At 31.0% G+C, this 18,780-nt stretch carries 15 protein-coding genes and 2 pseudogenes; 4 read left to right on the forward strand and 13 right to left on the reverse strand.

The genetic code is table 11. The annotated features are described in order from the left end of the window. Positions 1-5: 5 nt before the first annotated feature. The 8 genes from sucD to sdhC form a co-directional block, all read right to left on the reverse strand. Positions 6-878, reverse strand: coding sequence for a succinate--CoA ligase subunit alpha (gene sucD, locus O1U_RS00505; RefSeq protein WP_016503458.1), 873 nt, complete (start codon positions 876-878; stop codon positions 6-8). Then, a complete protein-coding gene (sucC, locus tag O1U_RS00510) occupies positions 859-2,043 on the reverse strand; it encodes an ADP-forming succinate--CoA ligase subunit beta (RefSeq protein ID WP_016503459.1) in 1,185 nt (394 codons plus the stop codon). Before sucC ends, sucD begins: the two co-directional genes overlap by 20 nt. A gap of 38 nt (positions 2,044-2,081) precedes the next feature. After that, entirely contained in the window at positions 2,082-3,287 is a 1,206-nt protein-coding gene (odhB, locus tag O1U_RS00515) for a 2-oxoglutarate dehydrogenase complex dihydrolipoyllysine-residue succinyltransferase (protein ID WP_016503460.1), read from the reverse strand. A 51-nt stretch (positions 3,288-3,338) separates the two neighbouring features. Continuing rightward, complete coding sequence (locus O1U_RS00520) at positions 3,339-6,137, reverse strand: 2-oxoglutarate dehydrogenase E1 component (RefSeq protein ID WP_016503461.1); 2,799 nt, start codon at positions 6,135-6,137, stop codon at positions 3,339-3,341. 106 nt (positions 6,138-6,243) lie between these two features. Continuing rightward, the gene (locus O1U_RS00525; RefSeq protein ID WP_016503462.1) at positions 6,244-6,954 is read right to left on the reverse strand and encodes a succinate dehydrogenase iron-sulfur subunit; all 711 of its coding nucleotides are present in this window, start codon (positions 6,952-6,954) and stop codon (positions 6,244-6,246) included. Between the two features lie 20 nt (positions 6,955-6,974). Then, positions 6,975-8,744 carry a succinate dehydrogenase flavoprotein subunit gene (gene sdhA, locus O1U_RS00530; RefSeq protein WP_016503463.1) on the reverse strand — a complete coding sequence of 590 codons (1,770 nt, stop codon included), beginning with the start codon at positions 8,742-8,744 and terminating at the stop codon, positions 6,975-6,977. A 2-nt stretch (positions 8,745-8,746) separates the two neighbouring features. Then, complete coding sequence (gene sdhD / locus O1U_RS00535) at positions 8,747-9,094, reverse strand: succinate dehydrogenase, hydrophobic membrane anchor protein (protein ID WP_016503464.1); 348 nt, start codon at positions 9,092-9,094, stop codon at positions 8,747-8,749. Further along, complete coding sequence (gene sdhC, locus O1U_RS00540; RefSeq protein WP_034411404.1) at positions 9,088-9,471, reverse strand: succinate dehydrogenase, cytochrome b556 subunit; 384 nt, start codon at positions 9,469-9,471, stop codon at positions 9,088-9,090. The genes sdhD and sdhC overlap by 7 nt, the downstream gene beginning before the upstream one ends. A gap of 323 nt (positions 9,472-9,794) precedes the next feature. Between sdhC and O1U_RS00545 the strand changes: the two genes are divergently transcribed. Beyond that, complete coding sequence (locus tag O1U_RS00545; protein ID WP_016503466.1) at positions 9,795-11,066, forward strand: citrate synthase; 1,272 nt, start codon at positions 9,795-9,797, stop codon at positions 11,064-11,066. Between the two features lie 56 nt (positions 11,067-11,122). Here the strand turns inward: O1U_RS00545 and O1U_RS00550 are convergent, their stop codons facing one another. From O1U_RS00550 to O1U_RS00560, 3 genes and pseudogenes are all read right to left on the reverse strand, one after another. After that, positions 11,123-11,884 (reverse strand): Nif3-like dinuclear metal center hexameric protein, encoded by a 762-nt coding sequence (locus O1U_RS00550; protein ID WP_034411401.1) that lies wholly within the window; start codon positions 11,882-11,884, stop codon positions 11,123-11,125. After that, on the reverse strand, positions 11,877-13,541 hold the full coding sequence (gene pgm / locus O1U_RS00555) for a phosphoglucomutase (alpha-D-glucose-1,6-bisphosphate-dependent) (RefSeq protein ID WP_016503468.1): 1,665 nt from the start codon (positions 13,539-13,541) through the stop codon (positions 11,877-11,879). The genes O1U_RS00550 and pgm overlap by 8 nt, the downstream gene beginning before the upstream one ends. A 64-nt stretch (positions 13,542-13,605) precedes the next feature. Then, positions 13,606-14,130: pseudogene (locus O1U_RS00560) on the reverse strand (replication initiation negative regulator SeqA). Positions 14,131-14,233: 103 nt separating this feature from the next. Here O1U_RS00560 and O1U_RS00565 point away from each other — a divergent pair. The 3 genes and pseudogenes from O1U_RS00565 to fldA form a co-directional block, all read left to right on the forward strand. Further along, positions 14,234-15,019: an alpha/beta fold hydrolase gene (locus tag O1U_RS00565; RefSeq protein WP_016503469.1), complete on the forward strand. Its 786-nt coding sequence runs from the start codon at positions 14,234-14,236 to the stop codon at positions 15,017-15,019. A gap of 97 nt (positions 15,020-15,116) precedes the next feature. After that, complete coding sequence (locus O1U_RS00570) at positions 15,117-15,335, forward strand: DUF2788 domain-containing protein (RefSeq protein WP_016503470.1); 219 nt, start codon at positions 15,117-15,119, stop codon at positions 15,333-15,335. A 65-nt stretch (positions 15,336-15,400) separates the two neighbouring features. After that, a pseudogene (fldA, locus tag O1U_RS00575) lies at positions 15,401-15,940 on the forward strand (flavodoxin FldA); the annotation flags it as partial. A 409-nt stretch (positions 15,941-16,349) separates the two neighbouring features. On the opposite strand, the gene O1U_RS00580 reads toward fldA, so the two are convergent. Both O1U_RS00580 and phaC read right to left on the reverse strand, forming a co-directional pair. Further along, a complete protein-coding gene (locus O1U_RS00580) occupies positions 16,350-16,649 on the reverse strand; it encodes a hypothetical protein (protein WP_034411396.1) in 300 nt (99 codons plus the stop codon). Positions 16,650-16,943: 294 nt separating this feature from the next. Then, on the reverse strand, positions 16,944-18,713 hold the full coding sequence (phaC, locus tag O1U_RS00585; RefSeq protein WP_016503472.1) for a class I poly(R)-hydroxyalkanoic acid synthase: 1,770 nt from the start codon (positions 18,711-18,713) through the stop codon (positions 16,944-16,946). Positions 18,714-18,780: the final 67 nt, after the last annotated feature.

Below are 18,780 nucleotides of genomic sequence, written 5' to 3' on the forward strand. Positions count from 1 at the left end.
TCTACTTACCAACCAGTAACATTACGTAAAACTTTTCCTATATTAGATAAAATATCAACCGTCGTTACACCGGCATTTCTAAGTGCTTCAATCTTTACTTTAGCTGTCCCTTTATTTCCAGATATAATAGCACCAGCATGACCCATACGTTTCCCAGAAGGAGCTGTTATCCCTGCTATATACGCAATCACAGGCTTTTTGATATACCTTTTTATGAAAATAGCAGCTTCTTCCTCAGCAGTACCTCCAATTTCACCAACCATAACAATTGCTTCAGTCTTAATATCTTCATTAAAAAGTTTTAAAACATCGACAAAATCTGAACCTGGAACTGGATCTCCACCTATACCTACACAGGTTGATTGTCCAAAACCTTCATCAGTGATTTGCTTAACTGCTTCGTAAGTTAATGTACCTGAGCGAGATACAATACCTACTTTCCCTGATTTATGAATATCTCCTGGCATAATACCAATCATGCATTCACCTGGTGTAATAATACCTGGACAATTTGGGCCGATCATCAATACTCCAGCTTGCTTTAAGCACAATTTTACTTTTACTAAATCAATAGTTGGAATACCTTCAGTTATTGTGACAATTAACTTAATATTCGCATTAATAGCTTCAAAAATTGCATCTTTACAAAAAGGAGCCGGTACATAAATAACAGAGACAGTTGCACCAGTTACATCTACTGCTTCGCGTACCGTATTAAATACAGGAAGAGATAAGTGAATCTGACCACCTTTTCCAGGTGAAACACCAGCAACCATCTTAGTCCCATAAAGAATAGCGCGTTTTGAATGGAAAGTACCTTGATTTCCAGTAAAACCCTGGCAAATTACCTTGGTATCTTTATTTATTAAGATAGACATCATTTATCCCTGATACTGAAATTACTTTCTTTGCAGCTTCACTTAAAGAGTTTGCTACAATGAGTTTTAAAGTACTATTTCTAAGTTTTTTAGCTCCTAAACTTGAATTGTTTCCTTCAAGACGTACAACCACTGGTAAATCTATACCTATTTCTTTAACTGCATTAACAATCCCATCAGCAACTAGATCGCAACAAACTATACCACCAAAAATATTGACTAATATTGCTTTAACATTAATATCAGATAAAATTATTTTAAAGGCTTCTGTAACACGTTCTTTAGTTGCACTACCACCTATATCAAGAAAATTAGCAGGTTGAGCACCATGAAAATGAATCATATCCATTGTACCCATAGCTAATCCTGCACCATTAACTAAACAACCAATATTTCCATTAAGAGGTATGTAGTTAAGTCCTAACTTCGCAGCGTATACTTCACGTTCATTTTCTTGAGAAACATCATACATTTTACTTAATTTAGGCTGACGATATATAGCGTTTGAATCAAAACTAATTTTTCCATCTAAACATAGCAATTTTTTATTATTAGTAATAACTAATGGATTAATTTCTAGTAAAGAAAGATCATATTGAATAAACATATCTACAAGACTGATAAATATCTTAACAAATTGGCTTGCTTCTTTTTTTCTAAAAGAAAGTTTAAAAGCTAATTCACGTCCTTGATATTCTTGAGGTCCTAAAAAAGGATTAATAGATACTTTATGAATTAGGTGTGGAGTGTTTTTTGCAATCTCTTCGATTTGAACACCACCTTCAGTCGATACCATAAAAACAATACTACAACTAACACGATCGATAATAGCACCTAAATAAAACTCACTAATAATATTAATGGATTCTTCAACTAAAATTTTTTCTACAGGTTGCCCTTTAGAATCCGTTTGGTAAGTTAAAAGCCTTTTCCCTAACCAATTTTCAGAAAATTTTTTAACGGCATCTTTACTATCGCATATTTTTACGGCGCCAGCCTTACCCCGACCACCAGAATGGACTTGACATTTAACAACTTTCTTTTTAGTAACAATACGACCTGCAGATTCTAAAGCCTTTTGAGGTGTATCACATACATAACCTTCAGGGATAGATAAACCGAATTCTGAAAACAGTTGTTTAGCTTGATATTCATGTAAATTCATATTTTTATTTCGTTCTATTTATAATATAGAATTACAGTTCAAATGTTTAAAAGTAACCGAACTGGTTCTTCAAGTAGTTCTTTTATTTTTAATAAAAATCCAACAGATTCACGACCATCAATCAAGCGATGATCATATGAAAGTGCTACATACATCATAGGTAAAACTTCTACTTTTCCATCAACAGCCATTGGACGATCTTGAATTTTATGTATGCCTAAAATTGCCGATTGAGGAGGATTAATAATTGGTGTGGACATTAAAGAACCAAATACACCACCATTTGTAATAGTAAAATTACCACCAACTAAATCTTCAATCTTTAATTTAGCATCGGAAGCTTTAGATGCCAACTTTTTAATTTTTTTTTCGATATCTGAAAAACTTAACATATCGCAATCTTTTAATACTGGAGTTACCAAGCCACGAGAAGTTGATACTGCTATACTAACATCAAAATAATTATGGTAAATAATATCCTCACCATTAATTGAAGCATTAATTTCTGGATAACATTTCAGAGCTTCCACAACTGATTTAACGTAAAAAGACATAAAACCTAAATGTACACCATGAGACTCTATAAACTTTTCTTTGTACATTTTGCGTAAGTTTATAATACATTTCATATTAACTTCATTAAAGGTAGTTAACATTGCTGTATTATTTTTTGCTTCTAATAAACGATTTGCAATCGTTTTACGGAGTTGCGTCATTGGAACACGCCTATAACGATTATCCATATTAAAATCAGAATCTTGTTTATTTTTACTGTTTTTATCAGAGTGTAACTTATTGCTATCTAATAAATAGGAATCAATTTTTTTTCTAGTAGTTTTACCAATAATATCTTTATCTTCAATCATATTTGGTTTCAAATTGTGCTTAGAAAGAAGGCGACGTAATGAAGGATTAAGTACCTCAGTATCATTTTCTATCAAAGTTTTTTTTTGGAAGATATCAGAAATTTCTTCAGCTTGATTAATATCTGTTTCGTTTATAATATTGACTGGCTTTAATTTAGCAATTAACTGCTTAGAAAAGACAACGGAACCTTCTTTTTTAAGAATAGACTCTAATACACCGGATTCAGGAGCTGCTACTTCTAGAACCACCTTATCCGTTTCAATATCAACAATAACTTCATCGCGATTGATAGTTTCATTTGTTTTTTTATGCCATTTAGCTATAGTCGCAGATGAAACTGATTCTGGTAAATCTGGAACCAGGATTTCAATTATCATTTATATTTTATCCTTCTAAAGTTTATCTAAACATCTTTAATATATGCTTTTCTATAATTTAAGTGCATTTTCAATCAATTCTTTTTGTTGTTTTAAATGTAATGACATATAAGCCACTGCTGGAGAAGCAGAAGCAGGGCGACCTGCATATTTAAGACCTGAACCAACGGGAATAACTGCACGAAAATTATGTTTACTACTATACCAAGCACCCTGATTCTTAGGTTCTTCTTGACACCAAACATAATCTATAACATGTTTATATTTTGCAATAGTAAATTCTAATTCTTCTAATGGGAATGGATAAAGCTGTTCAATACGAATAATTGCTACATTAAACTGTTTATTTTTGCGACGTTGTTCAAGCAAATCAAAATAAACTTTACCGGAACAAAATATAACTCGTTCTACCTCATCTGACTTTAAAGAATCAGTTTCTCCTATTATAGCTTGAAATGTTCCTTCAGAAAGTTCTTTAAGAGAAGAGGTACATAATGAATGTCTAAGTAAAGATTTTGGAGACATAACAATTAATGGACGACGCATTGGACGAAGTACTTGACGACGTATCATGTGATAAACTTGAGCAGGGGTGGAAGGAATGACAACTTGCATATTTTGTTCCGCACATAATTGTAAATAACGTTCTAAACGTGCAGAAGAATGCTCTGGACCTTGGCCTTCATAACCATGAGGCAAAAACATGGTTAAACCACATAAACGTGCCCATTTTTGCTCACCAGAGGAAATAAATTGATCAATAACAACTTGAGCTCCATTAGCAAAATCACCAAATTGAGCTTCCCATAATGTTAAACCACTAGGTTCTGAACTTGCATATCCATACTCAAATGCTAATACCGCTTCTTCTGATAAAACAGAATTAAAAATTTGAAATTTTCCTTGTTTATTGTGAATATTTGCTAGTGGCACATAAATGCTAGTATCTAATTGATTATGCAAAATAGAATGACGATGAAAAAAAGTACCACGTCCAGAATCTTGCCCAGAAATACGAACTCTTTTACCACTATCAACTAAAGTAGCATAAGCCAAACTTTCAGCCATTCCCCAATCAATTTGCTTTTGACCATTAATCATAGCTAATCGATCTTTATAAATCTTATTTACTCTGCTTTGCAATACATAAGTAGCTGGATATTGACAAATTTTTCTACCGAGATTTATTAAATGGTTAATATCAATTTTAGCTTTCCAATTAATATTCCAGTCATGTCCGAAGTAAAGTGACCAATCTACTGGATGCGACGATATTGGACGCCATTCTTTTACAACAACATCCCCGTGATCAAGTGCATTACGATATTGATTAACTAATTGATTGACTGTTTTTATACTTAATTCATTGCGTTTAATTAAAAGTTCAGCATAAAGTTTTCTTGTTGTAGGATGTTTCTTAATAGTTTTATACATTAATGGCTGAGTAGCACTTGGTTCATCAGCTTCATTATGACCACGACGACGATAACATACTAAATCAATCACTACATCACGCTTAAAAGTATTACGATAATCCAAGGCTAAATGTGCTACAAAAGCAACTGCTTCTGGATCATCACTATTTACATGAAAGATTGGAGCTTGAACTACTTTAGCAATATCAGTACAATACATAGTAGATCTGCTATCAGTTGGATTTGAAGTGGTAAAACCAATTTGATTATTAATAACAATACGTATTGTTCCTCCTACGCAAAATCCATTTGCCTGTGACATATTGAATGTTTCTTGTACAACCCCCTGTCCTGTAATTGCTGAATCTCCATGTATAGTAATAGGTAATACAAAACTTCTATCTTTATCATTTAAACGATCCTGACGAGCACGAACTGAACCGATAACAACGGGGTTTACGATCTCAAGATGGGAAGGATTAAATACTAAGGTTAAGTGAATATTTCCACTCGCTGTATGAAAATCAGCAGAAAAACCTTGATGGTATTTGACATCACCAGTTCCACAACCTTCGCTATGTTGAATAGAAAATTCATTAAATAAATCTTTCGGTTGTTTACCTAAAACATTGACTAACATATTTAGTCTCCCACGATGAGCCATACCAATAACAATTTCACGCATTCCTTGACTACCTGCATGATGAATAATTCGCTTTATCATAGGAATCAAAGAATCAGCACCTTCTAAGGAGAAACGTTTTGATCCAGGGAATTTAGTACCTAAATAGCGCTCAAGTCCTTCTGCTGCAGTTAATTCTTCTAACAAGGATATTTTTTCTTCCTTTTTAAATGCAGGTTTTCCAGAAACAGACTCTAAACGATGCTGAATCCATTGTTTTTGAGTTGTACTAGTTATATGCATATATTCAGTACCAATTGAACCACAATATGTTTGCTTGAGTGCTTTATGAATATTTCTTAAGGTCCTCTTGTCTTGATTAATAGAAAAAAAACCTACATTATTAATTTTTTTTTGTAAATCACTTTTCGAAAATTGGTAAAAAGAAGGATCAAGCTCAGAAATCATATTTCTTTTCCAAAGCCCTAGTGGATCTAAATTAGCAAATTGGTGTCCTTCTAATCTATATGCATTGATAAATCTTGATACTTTCAGTTTCTGATTATTAATAATATTATCAGAATATGTTTTTTTCCCCTTAGCAAGTTCTCGAAAGTAATTACGAATATAAGAGTGAGATTCTTCAATTTCCCCAGAACATTTTAATAATAAATCATCAAAAATGAACCTCCATTCTTCAGTTACAAATTTTGATCCATCTAAATATAGTTCATAAAGTTCTTCTAAATAAGTCGCATTGCTAGCAGACAAGTGTGAAGACTTAAGCCAAGTTTCCATCACACCATTATGCATATTTTCCCCTAACTACTATTTTGTTGATATCTATTTAAAATTTATACATATATGTGTAAATTTTGCTTTTAAGCAAAAAACATATTCTAAATAACTAACTAAATAACTAAATAGAATGAGTAAATAACATTGACTTTATATTCCTAATAGCTCTGGTTGGATTTAATCCTTTTGGACAGACACTTACGCAATTCATTATAGTATGGCAACGAAAAACACTAAATGCATCATCGAGATAAGACAAACGTTCATTTGTAGCTGTATCTCGACTATCTATTAACCAACGATAAGCTGCTAATAATCCAGCAGGACCAATAAACTTATCAGGATTCCACCAAAATGAAGGACAGGATGCAGTACAACAGGCACACATAATGCACTCGTATAGGCCATCTAATTTTTCACGCTCCTTTGGAGTTTGAAGGTATTCATTGATAGAATATGTATTAGTTTCACCAATTAAAAAAGGCTTGATTTTTTTATAATTATTATAAAACTGAGTCATATCTACAACTAAATCACGTATAACTGGCAAACCGGGCAATGGACGAATAATAATTTGTTCTTTTAAAATAGAAGATAAAGGAGTAATACACGCCAAACAATTTTTACCATTAACATTTAAGCCGTCAGAACCACAAACCCCTTCACGGCAAGAACGACGAAATACAATTGTCGAATCTTGTTCCTGTAATAAAGATAATAAATCCAGTAACATCATATTTGTATCTTTTTCCAGTGTAACTGTATAATCTTTCATGTAAGGTTGATTATCATAATCAGGATTATAACGATACAAGGAAAGATTTAAATCCATATTTTAAAATCCTTTATTAATTAGTAAACACGTAATTTTGGTTGAAATACTTCGCAATAAATAGGTTCCATATTTATAGCACGTTTAGACATTAATTCTGTTTTAGGATCATAGATAGAATGACATAACCATTGCTTATCGTCACGAACAGAAAAATCAAAACGAGCATGAGCACCGCGACTTTCTTTTCGATAGTTTGCTGCGATTGCAGTAGCATATGCTGTTTCCATCAAGTTATCTAGCTCCAAACATTCGATGCGCTTTGTATTAAAGGTAAAGGATTTATCTGATAAATATGCAGTTTTCAAACATTCTCGAATACTTTTTAGTTCCTTTAACCCTTTAGCCATAGAAGACCCTTCACGAAATACAGAAAAATTCTCCTGCATACATTTTTGCAACATTTTTCGAATTTCTTTAGGATTTTCACCAGTCACTGTGCTGTTTTCCCAGCGATAATAACGTTCGAGAGAATGTTCAATATCCATTTTTCTAGCCGGTTTAGCATCTGCTTGTTTTTTTAATGTTTCACCTAAATGAATACCTATTGCACGGCCAAATACAACTAAATCTAATAATGAATTACCACCCAATCGATTGGCTCCATGTACTGAAACTGAAGCAATTTCACCACAAGCAAATAAACCTTGAATTTCTATATCTTTCCCATATTTATCTTGTTTTATAGCTTGTCCAGAAATTTTAGTTGGAATACCACCCATCATATAATGACAAGTAGGAATTACTGGAATCGCTTCTTTAGTGGGATCTACATGCGCGAAAGTTTTAGAAAGTTCACAAATACCTGGCAACCGTGATTCTAATATATCTTTGCCAAGATGATCCAGTTTTAACTGGACATGAGAACCATAAGGTCCTTCAAAACCTCGACCTTCTCGAATTTCAATCATTATTGATCTTGAAACTACATCACGGCTAGCCAAATCTTTCGAATTTGGAGCATAACGTTCCATAAAACGTTCACCTTCCTTATTTAGTAAATAACCCCCTTCTCCACGACAACCTTCAGTAACTAATATACCAACACCTGCAATTCCAGTTGGGTGAAATTGCCACATTTCAATATCTTGCATAGGAACACCGCAACGAACTGCCATACCCACACCATCACCAGTATTAATATGTGCATTAGTTGTTGATGCAAAAATACGACCTGCCCCCCCAGTTGCTAAAATAGTAGCTTTAGACTTAAAGTAACAAATTTCTCCTGTTTCTATACAAATAGCTACACATCCTAAAATTATACCATCTTCATTTAAAACAAGATCAATTGAATACCACTCGGAAAATATAATGGTTTTATGCTTAATATTCTGTTGGTAGAGTGTATGTAATAAAGCATGACCAGTTCGATCTGCAGCAGCTGCAGTCCGTGAAGCTTGTTCCCCTCCAAAATTTTTAGACTGACCACCAAATGGACGTTGATAAATGCTTCCATTATTAAAACGAGAAAAAGGCAATCCCATTCTCTCTAACTCAATAATTGATTCTGGACCATTTTTACACATATACTCGATAGCATTTTGATCCCCAATATAATCAGAACCTTTAACAGTATCATACATATGTTCTTGCCAAGAATCTTCGTGAGCATTACCTAAAGCAACCGTAATACCGCCTTGAGCAGATACGGTATGAGAACGAGTCGGAAATACTTTAGAAAGTAATGCGCATGAAAGATTTTGCTCTGAAATTTTCAATGCAGCACGCATCCCAGCACCACCTGCACCAATCACAATAGCATCAAACTCTCGAATCGGAATACTCATTTTTATGTTCTCCAAAAAATAAATAGACCAGAAAAAAAATACCCAATGATTGTAATCATGATAAGTAGTTGCAAAAAAACACGCACTTTTTTTGAATGAATGTAATCTGTTAGTACTTGCCATAAACCAATCCAAACATGAATCAATGCAGAAGTTAAAGCTAACATAGAAAAAAGTTTTGTGAAAAGAAAACTAAAAAAATAAGTTAAAGAAACATAAGAAAATTCAGATAAATAAAACAAAAAACTACAAAAGTAAATAATATAAAGAAGCATTATAATTGCTGTAATACGGATCAATAAAAAATCCTGTATTCCATGACGACTAAATGAAAAAAGGTTATTCACCATAATATGACCACCAAAAGACTGGACAATATTGTTGTTATAAAAATAGTTATCTTAGCACTTAATATACTAGACTTTAGTTCATCAAAATATCCAAGATCCATTAAAAAATGACGTATACCAGCTATAACATGATAAGTTAGTGTAGTAAAAACAACCCAAAAAACGAATTTTACTAAATAATTTTCAAAAAGAAACCTAGTTTCTAAAAAATCTGAAGGAGACTTAAGTAAATTTAATAATAACCATAAACAAACACCAAGAAAAAAAAACATCACTATTCCAGACACACGATGCAATATAGATACAATTGCTGTAATTGGAAATTTTATAGTTTTTAAATCCAAATTTATCGGTCTTAATTTTCTTTTTTGATTCATTTTATAAAACGCCTAATCCTAAAAATCTATTTTTCTAAAATTTAAGGGACCACCACTTAAATAAAAAAATCAAGAACTAAATTTTTATAGAAAACCTGACTAAATCTTAACGATTAAAAATACAGAATAAAAACTCTAACATAATTATTAGAACAATTTTTGATACATAGAACATATTTTTAATCTTTACGATTATTAAAAGTAGTAACTGTAACAAACATCAGAATATGAATAATTGACTTTACCAATAAACAAACGTAAAAAAAAAGCTGTTATAAAAATAATGAATTAAACTGCAATAATAAGGAGATAGGAGAAATATTATGTCAAATGAGAAAGCTGTACTTCATATTAAAGGGAAGGAGAAAATAGAACTGCCAATTATCAACAGCACTGTAGGCCCAGGTGTTATTGATATCCGAAAACTCCGAGAAAGCGGATACTTCACCTTTGATCCAGGTTTCCTTTCAACTGCTTCTTGTGAATCTAAAATCACTTACATAGATGGAAATAAAGGTATTCTTCTACATCGAGGATATCCAATAGAACAATTAGCAACATTTGCTGACTATCTAGAAGTATGCTACATACTCCTTTATGGTCAAAAACCTAGTAAAAAAGAATATGAAAAATTTAAATCGACAGTAACGCATCATACCATGGTACATGAGCAAATTGCAAATTTCTTTCAGGGATTTCGTCGTGATGCTCATCCAATGGCTGTTATGTGTGGTGTAGTAGGAGCATTAGCCGCCTTTTACCATGATTCTTTAGATGTTAATAATGATATTCACCGAGAAATAGCAGCATATCGTTTATTATCAAAAATGCCTACCCTTGCTGCAATGTGTTATAAGTACTCAATAGGACAACCATTTATTTATCCACGTAATGATTTAAACTATGCAGAAAATTTTCTATATATGATGTTTGCTACTAGATGCGAAGACTACAAAGTTAATCCTGTTTTTGCTAATGTGATCAATAAAATTTTTATCCTGCATGCAGATCATGAGCAAAATGCCTCAACATCAACAGTACGTTTAGCGGGCTCATCAGGTGCAAATCCATTTGCATGTATCTCAGCAGGTATTGCATCTCTTTGGGGACCTGCTCATGGTGGTGCTAATGAAGCTTGTTTAAATATGCTTGAGCAAATTGGCACAATACATAACATTGAAAAATTTTTAGAAAAAGCTAAAAATAAGAATGACTCATTCCGGTTAATTGGATTTGGTCATCGAATTTACAAAAATTATGATCCAAGAGCATCTGTAATGCGTAAAGCATGCCATGATGTCTTAAGAGAACTTAATATTCAAGATCCACTACTCGACATCGCTATAGAATTAGAACGTATCGCACTTACTGATGAATACTTTATTCAAAAGAAACTTTATCCTAATGTTGATTTTTATTCTGGAATTATTCTAAAAGCTATTGGTATCCCAAGATATATGTTTACAGTTATTTTCGCTGTATCACGTACAATTGGTTGGATCGCGCATTGGAACGAAATGCATAGCGACTCTAAAAATCGAATTGGAAGACCTCGTCAATTATATTCTGGTGAAAAAATAAGGAAATTTGATTGACTACTAACTCATTCATGAAATGTATTTGAAGTTTTCTAAATAATTTTAAATATGAACTATGCTGGATTATCAACATCTATAAATTGAACATCTAAATTGTATCTAGATGCTAACCAATTTCCTAATGCTTTAATTCCATAACGTTCAGTTGCATGATGACCAGCGCAAAAGTAGTGAATATTTAACTCTCTTGCTAAATGACTAGTTCTTTCTGATATTTCTCCAGAAATAAAGGCATCTAAATTATATTGAGATGCTTTTTCTATGTAATCTTGACCAGCTCCAGTAGACCAACCTACTGTTTGAATTAATTTATTATTCATATTATTAGGATGTATATGCAAGGGAATACGATTTAGTACACGAGCGATTTTATCAAATAAAATAGAAGGCATTATAGACTGCTTGAATTTACCAAACATAAAAAGAGAAGATGTATTTCCTTCTAAAGCACTTTGGATTTCTATATCTAGTAATCGGGCTAATTCAACGTTATTCCCTAATGTAGGATGAATATCTAACGGTAAATGGTAGCTATATAAATTTATATCATGTTTAATCAATGTACGAATACGTTTGCCTTTTATACCTTTAATAGGTTCTAATTCACCCTTCCAAAAATAACCATGATGAACCAATAATGCATCTGCATTGTAATTAATTGACCGATCAATTAATTCTTGTGATGCTGTGACACCTGTTACAATGCGCTGAATTTCAGTTTTACCTTCTATTTGCATTCCATTGGGAGAATAATCCTGAATTACATTGGAAGATAACTTTTCATTAAGAATTTTTTCAAGAATCATATTATTCATTGAAATTTTTACCTAATTTAGTATCAGAAAATATTTGATTTACTATTTCCTCTACTTCAACTTTAATAAGTCTAAGATGCTCTTCACTTTTAAAACTTTCGAAATAAATCTTATACATATCTTCAGTACCAGATGGACGAATTACAAACCAACCATCTTTGGTAGTTATTTTTAATCCACCAATATTAACATTGTTACCTGATGCGTGAGTTAATCGAGAAACTATATCACTCCCAGCTAAAGTTTTTATAGGAATCATCTCTGGTGATAATTTAGCTAAAATATCTCTTTGAAAACGATTTGCAAAAACTTGTGCACGATCGTACCAAAATTTTCCATGTTTACCAACTAAATCTTCATAGTACTTTTGAGGATTTTTACCTGTTACAGCAGTAATTTCAGCAGCTAATAAACACAAAATAATTCCATCTTTATCGGTAGACCAAGGAGTCCCATCTTTACGTAAAAAAGAAGCTCCTCCACTTTCTTCAGCTGCAAATCCTAACTGGCATTTATATAAATCATCTACAAACCATTTAAAACCAACTGGTACTTCATATAGCTTTCTACCTAAATTTTCTACAACACAATCAATCAAATAGCTTGATACTAAGGTTTTTCCAACAGCGATATTTTGATTCCAATTTTTACGATATCGATATAAATAATCAATACATACAGCTAAAAAATGATTTGACTCCACTAAACCTTGAGGTGTAACAATACAATGACGGTCATGATCAGGATCATTGCCAAATGAAAGATCGTAACTGCCCCTTGAGTCTATTAAGCTAGATATCGCATAAGGAGAAGAACAATCCATACGAATCACTCCATCTTTATCTAAAGACATAAAACGAAATGAAGGATCAATATCTTCTCTAATCAAAGTAAGATCTAAATTATATACCTCTCCAATCTTTTTCCAATAATTAATACCACTACCACCAAGTGGATCCACTCCTAATTTCAAATTAGCATTTTGAATAGCCTGTATATTAATTACATTTACTAAGTCGTTAATGTAGGATTTTGCTAAATCTTTTTCAATAAATAAACTAGATAACTTAGCCTTTGATAAACTTATACGCTTCACATCTTTTAATTTTTTAGAAATAAAGAGATTAGCTCTTTCTTCAATTAATTGAGTTAGCTCTGAACCAGCAGGACCACCATGAACATAATTATATTTGATACCACCATCTTGTGGTGGATTATGTGATGGAGTAATAACTAAACCATCAGCCTTATCTTTATGAACTGAATTAAAACTTAAAATTGCATGAGATATAGCAGGAGTGGGAGTATAACCATTATTTTCTTGAACAATAACCTTTATATTATTTGCAATAAGTACTTCGATTGCAGTAGCAAAAGCAGGTTCTGATAATGCATGGGTATCTTTCCCAATAAACAATGGTCCTGTTATATTTTTTTCATCACGTAGTTCAACTATTGCTTGAACAATACCTAATATATGATTTTCATTAAAAGTATACTTATCTGCGCTACCACGATGCCCAGAAGTACCAAATTGCACCATATGTTCAGGATTATTTAAATCAGGTTTTAAAAGAAAATAATTAGCAACCAAAGCAGGGATATTGTATAAATCTTCTTGTTTAGCTCCTTGACCAGCTTTAGAATGTATAGTCATTTAAATATCCTTATTTAAAATAAACTTAAAAGGACTAGTAATTAAAACAATACTTAAGATAATATTATGTTAAATTTATCACTATTTTAATTAACTCTTCAGAAAAATGCATCCTGATATCAGTTGTTTGATCATCTGGTGTTTACGACTAGTATTATTATTTGTGATAACCCCAAAATGAGTATTTGGAATAGTTCTTGGTTTTGTTTGTTGCATTACCATTTTCTAATAATACTTTTTTAGTATCAGCAAAATACAGTCTTTTACGTCCTTTAACTTGAGTAGATTTATAAAAACCTTTTGGATCACTATAATATAATGTAGAAAGTATTAACATAAAACGATCAATTGCCTTTTTCAGGTTAGAAAATTTACTAGAAATTAATAAGGATTCTATTTACCCTATCCCTCTAATTTGAAAATTCTTGCTAATAGGGATGTTTTTTATTTAACTAACTGTGACAATTCTATAGATTTTCTACGATTATTATCTATATTTAACAAACGATGTAAAATAACTGAAGCAGCATTCACTAATATACTGAGTTTGACTAGCGATATAGCGGTATAAATCTTCATCAATTTCAATTTTTTCATTTGTTTTTTTTCAATCTCTATATTTTAATAACTAAGCAAGTATAACTAGATCTGTTCTAATACTCTATCTTTAATCTATTACTAAGTGAGCTAAAATGTCAAAATTATTAAACTACAAACTAGAAGGTAAAAGAACTTCTTCAGTTATTCTATTACTTCACGGTTTATTTGGAAATTTAGATAATCTAGGAATTTTATCCCGTAATTTTAAACAACATTACCAAACTTTAAGTGTAGATCTTCGTAATCACGGATTATCTTTTCATAGTAACATTCATAATTATGAAATAATGGCTAAAGATGTAGTTACTCTACTTATGCATCTTGATTTTGATCATATTCATATCATTGGTCATTCTATGGGGGGAAAAGTAGCTATGAAAGTTGCTACATTAATAGAAAAGAAAATTAGCACACTAATTATATTAGATATATCACCAGTTCAGTATTTTAGAAAACAAGATGATAACATGCTAAAAGGACTTTTATTAATAAAGCAACAAAAACTAGATAACCGAAGTAAAGCTTTAAAAATACTAGCTGAATATATTAAAGAACAAAGCATTAGACAATTTTTTAATAAATCTCTTTATCTTAATAATAAAGGAATAATATGTTGGAGATTCAACATTGATGCAATTAATAATAACTACGAATCTATACTAGGTTGGAAAAGTATTTCCTTAATATCAATACCTACTATTTTTATAAAAGGTGCCAATTCAGATTATATACTGCCTAAGCACAAAGAAAATATTCAAAAACAATTGAGTAACTCAGAAATACATAGTATTTCTAATACAGGACATTGGCTTCATGTTGAAAATCCTATTCAAATAATTAAAATTATTCAAAATTTTATTAAAAAAATAGTTAATTAATTCTCTATCTCTAGATTAAATAATAAATTTAATCTTTAAGCATTAACTTTATTAAATAATAATGCTATATTTTATATCCTTGTAATAAGGTAGATATATGCTTTATGATTATATAAATATCCTAGAATTTATTGGATTAAATTTTCTTTTAGCATCTGTTTTTCTTTTAATATGTATAACAATAAAAGATCTTGTTAAGAAAAGCAATATTTCTAAATTTGGTCAATTTATTGCTTGGTTAGTTCTCTTTCTCGGTTGTGTTAGTTTTATATTGAAAAGTATAATTCAATTAGTTTTAGAAAGCTCTGGTCTATGATGTAATTAATTAAGATTTAGATGTTTTTAAAAGGTTAAGATTTCTATGGAAAAAAGTATAGGTATTTTTTTGGTACTGATACAGGTAATACTGAAGCTGTTGCAAAAATGATTAAACAGCAATTTAAAAAAAAGTTAGTTCATATACAAGATATTGCTAAAAGTACTAAAGAGGATATTGAACGCTTTAGCATCTTACTTTTTGGTATTCCAACTTGGTACTATGGAGAAGCTCAATGTGATTGGGAGGATTTCTTCCCTGAATTAGAAAGTATCGATTTTTCAACCAAATTAATTGCTATTTGGGGTTGTGGTGATCAGGAAGATTATTCGGAGTATTTTTGTGATGCCATGGGGACAATGCACGATATTATCACATCAAAAGGAGGGAGTGTCCTCGGTTATACTTCTACTGATGGTTATGAATTTGAATCATCAAAAGCCCTTATTGGTGAAGATGAAAAAACATTTGTTGGCCTGTGCATTGATGAAGATCGTCAACCGGAACTAACAGAAAAACGTGTAAAAAATTGGGTAACTCAAATTTATGAAGAAATTTATTTAACCAGTAATAAGTCATTAGACTTTCGTATAAAAAAGAAATAATGCTATTATCTAGTTGATAATTGATATGGAAGCTTTTTATCTGAATCAATGCAATTATTTTACTCACATTTATTAACTCATTACTCATGATACTTATCCAAGGTAAGGTCATAAAAAAATACTGAATAACTCACTTGCCTATTGCATTACGGCATAAAATGCTTTTAAGTAAGCATTTTAAAGAACTTTTGAGAAAAAAATCAGAACTGATTGCTACTTCAAATTAAAACTGATGTTCAAACAGATAAAATATAGTTAGTAAAATCGACTTATTAAAACTAAGAAGAACATTTAGATACAAAATAGAATTATATCTTGATAAAAATCAATAAATCAAAGTCAGTTTCAGTTAACTATCCTAGCTAATCATATAATACATAACTCCTTATATATAAATAAAAAAGTTTTTTTAGTGATATGTGTAAAGAACTTGTGGATTTGTTTGCGTAAAGTGTACAGCTTTATTTCCTACCTTTATTGAAACACTATTTTTTGAATTTAGTTCAGAAAAAATATTATTCGTATCCTTAACTGTTATAAATGCCTTCATATTTTGAGATTCAGCTTGTGTATCTTGCCTATTATCAAACCAATATAAATTACCTTCATCAATAACAATTACCCCACTAATAACAAAGTTTAACTCTTTAGCCTGTTTAAAAAGTGCCTTACACAAATTTTCCATCGTTTCCATTGATATTTTTTTCATTTATCTCTCTAACAGTTTAATTTTAATAAAAATAATAAAAGACTGAATTTTTCAGTTAACTTATTTTAAATGGTAATTAACAAATTTTAGACATTTAATCAACACCCACAAGAGAATAGTTAGTTTTTCAATAAATCTAAAACAATTCCAATAATCTTCTGAAGAAGAATGACTATTCTATAATAAGATAGGTACCTAAAACAAGAAGAAGAATCAGCTCAGACTAGTTTTTTCTAATATAATGATAAATAAAATAACCAGTTGAATTCTGAATAACTTATATAATATAGTTTTTCAAATTGGCAATGATTGTTTTACATACTCTCCAGGGGCGATTCCAATTATAGGATTTTTCTCTGAACCTTTACTAAATGGTTCCACTTGATCTTGATTAAAATTCATTAACCATTGATTCCAATGAACCCACCAAGATCCTTTGTTATAAGCAGCTTTCTTTAACCATTCATCAGAGGAATTATTAAGATTATCATTCAACCAATAGCCATACTTATTACCTTTTCCTGGATGATTAATAACACCAGCGACATGTCCAGATTCACCTAGAACAAAGGTTTTATCACCACCGATTCTTGATAAACTATCATACGTTCCTTGCCATGGGACTATATGATCTTGTTTAGTAGATACAAAATAAGTTGGAATCTTAATCTTACTTAAATCAATCCATACACCTCCAACTTTTATACCTTTCTTCTGAATAAGTTTATTTTGAAGATATAATTCACGTAATATAAAATTATGACATAATGCTGTAACGTTTGTACTATCACTATTCCAATATAATAAATCAAAATCTGCAGGAGTATTTCCTTTCAAATAATTTTCAATGTAATAATTCCAGTATAAGCTATTTTCACGTAATAAATTAAATATAACACTTAATGAACGACCATCCATATAACCTTTTTCATTATTTTGTATTTCAATAGCAGTAATAATTGTTTCATTAATGTAAACACCAAGCTCACCAGGTTGAGAAAAATCAAGTGGAGTCGTGAAAAAAGAAGCAGACCTTATTCGTTTTTTCATTCGCTTAGCCGAATAATAAGAAATTGTTGAAGCTAACAGCGTGCCACCAATGCAATAACCAACAGTATTAATTTCTTCCTGATTAGTAATTTCTATAACAGTTGATATAGCTTTCACTACACCATCAATGATATAATTATCGAATCCTATTTCGGCTTGGTCTTTACCTGGATTTCTCCATGAAATCATAAAGACACTATGATTATGTTCTAATAACCATCTCACCATAGATTTTTTTTTATGCAAATCTAATATATAATACTTATTGATAAAAGGTGGTACTATTAATAGTGGTGTAGAATTTATCATATTAGTTAATGGCGTGTATTGAATAAGTTCAAACAAATCATTTTTAAATACAATATTCCCATCTGTATTTGCTATATCCTTTCCAATACGAAAATTATTACTATCAGTCATACGTATTCTTAAAATATCTGCACTAGAATCTACATCTCTTTTAAATTGTTCTAATCCTGAAAGTAAGTTTGCACCATTTTTTTTAAGTGTAAGCTTTAAAAGCTCTGGATTTGTAGCAATAAAATTAGTTGGAGATAATGCATTGATAATTTGACGAGAAATAAACATAACACGTTCTTTTATCGATTTATCTAACCCTTCAATGCTATCAATCGTATCCAGGTAGGTTTTACTAAAAAGCAAGTACGATTGTTTAACAAATGAATAAAAAACATCTGTTTCCCACAATTCATCACCAAAACGAGAATCTCCCTTCTCTTCTTTAAATAGTTTACAATTATTATCAGCAAATACAACATGTTGCCAAATCTGTAATTGTTGTTCCCACCATTGAATTTGTAACTTTAATAATCCAGTAGGTCGTTCTTTAGCTTTTTCGAACAACTGAATACTATCCTGAAAACTTATTTTTTGTATTGCTTTATACAAAGGAGACGAATCTATAGATTCTTTATTTAACTCAAAATTCTTCCACCATTCTTGATTAGCTTCTTGAACTTTTGCAAAGTAATCTAAATAGAACCTTTGAAACATAAAAAACGCTCCTAAATACCTAGAAATCGCCTCCCTTTAATTTTTAAATGAAGGCGGTTTGTACAAT

It is taken from the genome of Candidatus Photodesmus katoptron Akat1 (genome assembly GCF_000478685.1).
GTDB classification, from domain to species: Bacteria; Pseudomonadota; Gammaproteobacteria; order Enterobacterales; family Vibrionaceae; genus Vibrio; species Vibrio anomalopis.

Bases quoted from the DNA above. Each gene is read 5' to 3' on its own strand.
- sdhC (WP_034411404.1), bottom strand. From the start codon at position 9,471: ATGAATCAAAAAAGAAAATTAAGACCGATAAATTTGGATTTAAAAACT.
- sdhA (WP_016503463.1), bottom strand. From the start codon at position 8,744: ATGAGTATTCCGATTCGAGAGTTTGATGCTATTGTGATTGGTGCAGGT.
- O1U_RS00570 (WP_016503470.1), top strand. From the start codon at position 15,117: ATGCTTTATGATTATATAAATATCCTAGAATTTATTGGATTAAATTTT.
- sucD (WP_016503458.1), bottom strand. From the start codon at position 878: ATGTCTATCTTAATAAATAAAGATACCAAGGTAATTTGCCAGGGTTTT.
- odhB (WP_016503460.1), bottom strand. From the start codon at position 3,287: ATGATAATTGAAATCCTGGTTCCAGATTTACCAGAATCAGTTTCATCT.
- sdhD (WP_016503464.1), bottom strand. From the start codon at position 9,094: ATGGTGAATAACCTTTTTTCATTTAGTCGTCATGGAATACAGGATTTT.
- O1U_RS00525 (WP_016503462.1), bottom strand. From the start codon at position 6,954: ATGGATTTAAATCTTTCCTTGTATCGTTATAATCCTGATTATGATAAT.
- O1U_RS00545 (WP_016503466.1), top strand. From the start codon at position 9,795: ATGTCAAATGAGAAAGCTGTACTTCATATTAAAGGGAAGGAGAAAATA.
- O1U_RS00565 (WP_016503469.1), top strand. From the start codon at position 14,234: ATGTCAAAATTATTAAACTACAAACTAGAAGGTAAAAGAACTTCTTCA.
- phaC (WP_016503472.1), bottom strand. From the start codon at position 18,713: ATGTTTCAAAGGTTCTATTTAGATTACTTTGCAAAAGTTCAAGAAGCT.
- pgm (WP_016503468.1), bottom strand. From the start codon at position 13,541: ATGACTATACATTCTAAAGCTGGTCAAGGAGCTAAACAAGAAGATTTA.
- sucC (WP_016503459.1), bottom strand. From the start codon at position 2,043: ATGAATTTACATGAATATCAAGCTAAACAACTGTTTTCAGAATTCGGT.
- O1U_RS00550 (WP_034411401.1), bottom strand. From the start codon at position 11,884: ATGAATAATATGATTCTTGAAAAAATTCTTAATGAAAAGTTATCTTCC.
- O1U_RS00520 (WP_016503461.1), bottom strand. From the start codon at position 6,137: ATGCATAATGGTGTGATGGAAACTTGGCTTAAGTCTTCACACTTGTCT.
- O1U_RS00580 (WP_034411396.1), bottom strand. From the start codon at position 16,649: ATGAAAAAAATATCAATGGAAACGATGGAAAATTTGTGTAAGGCACTT.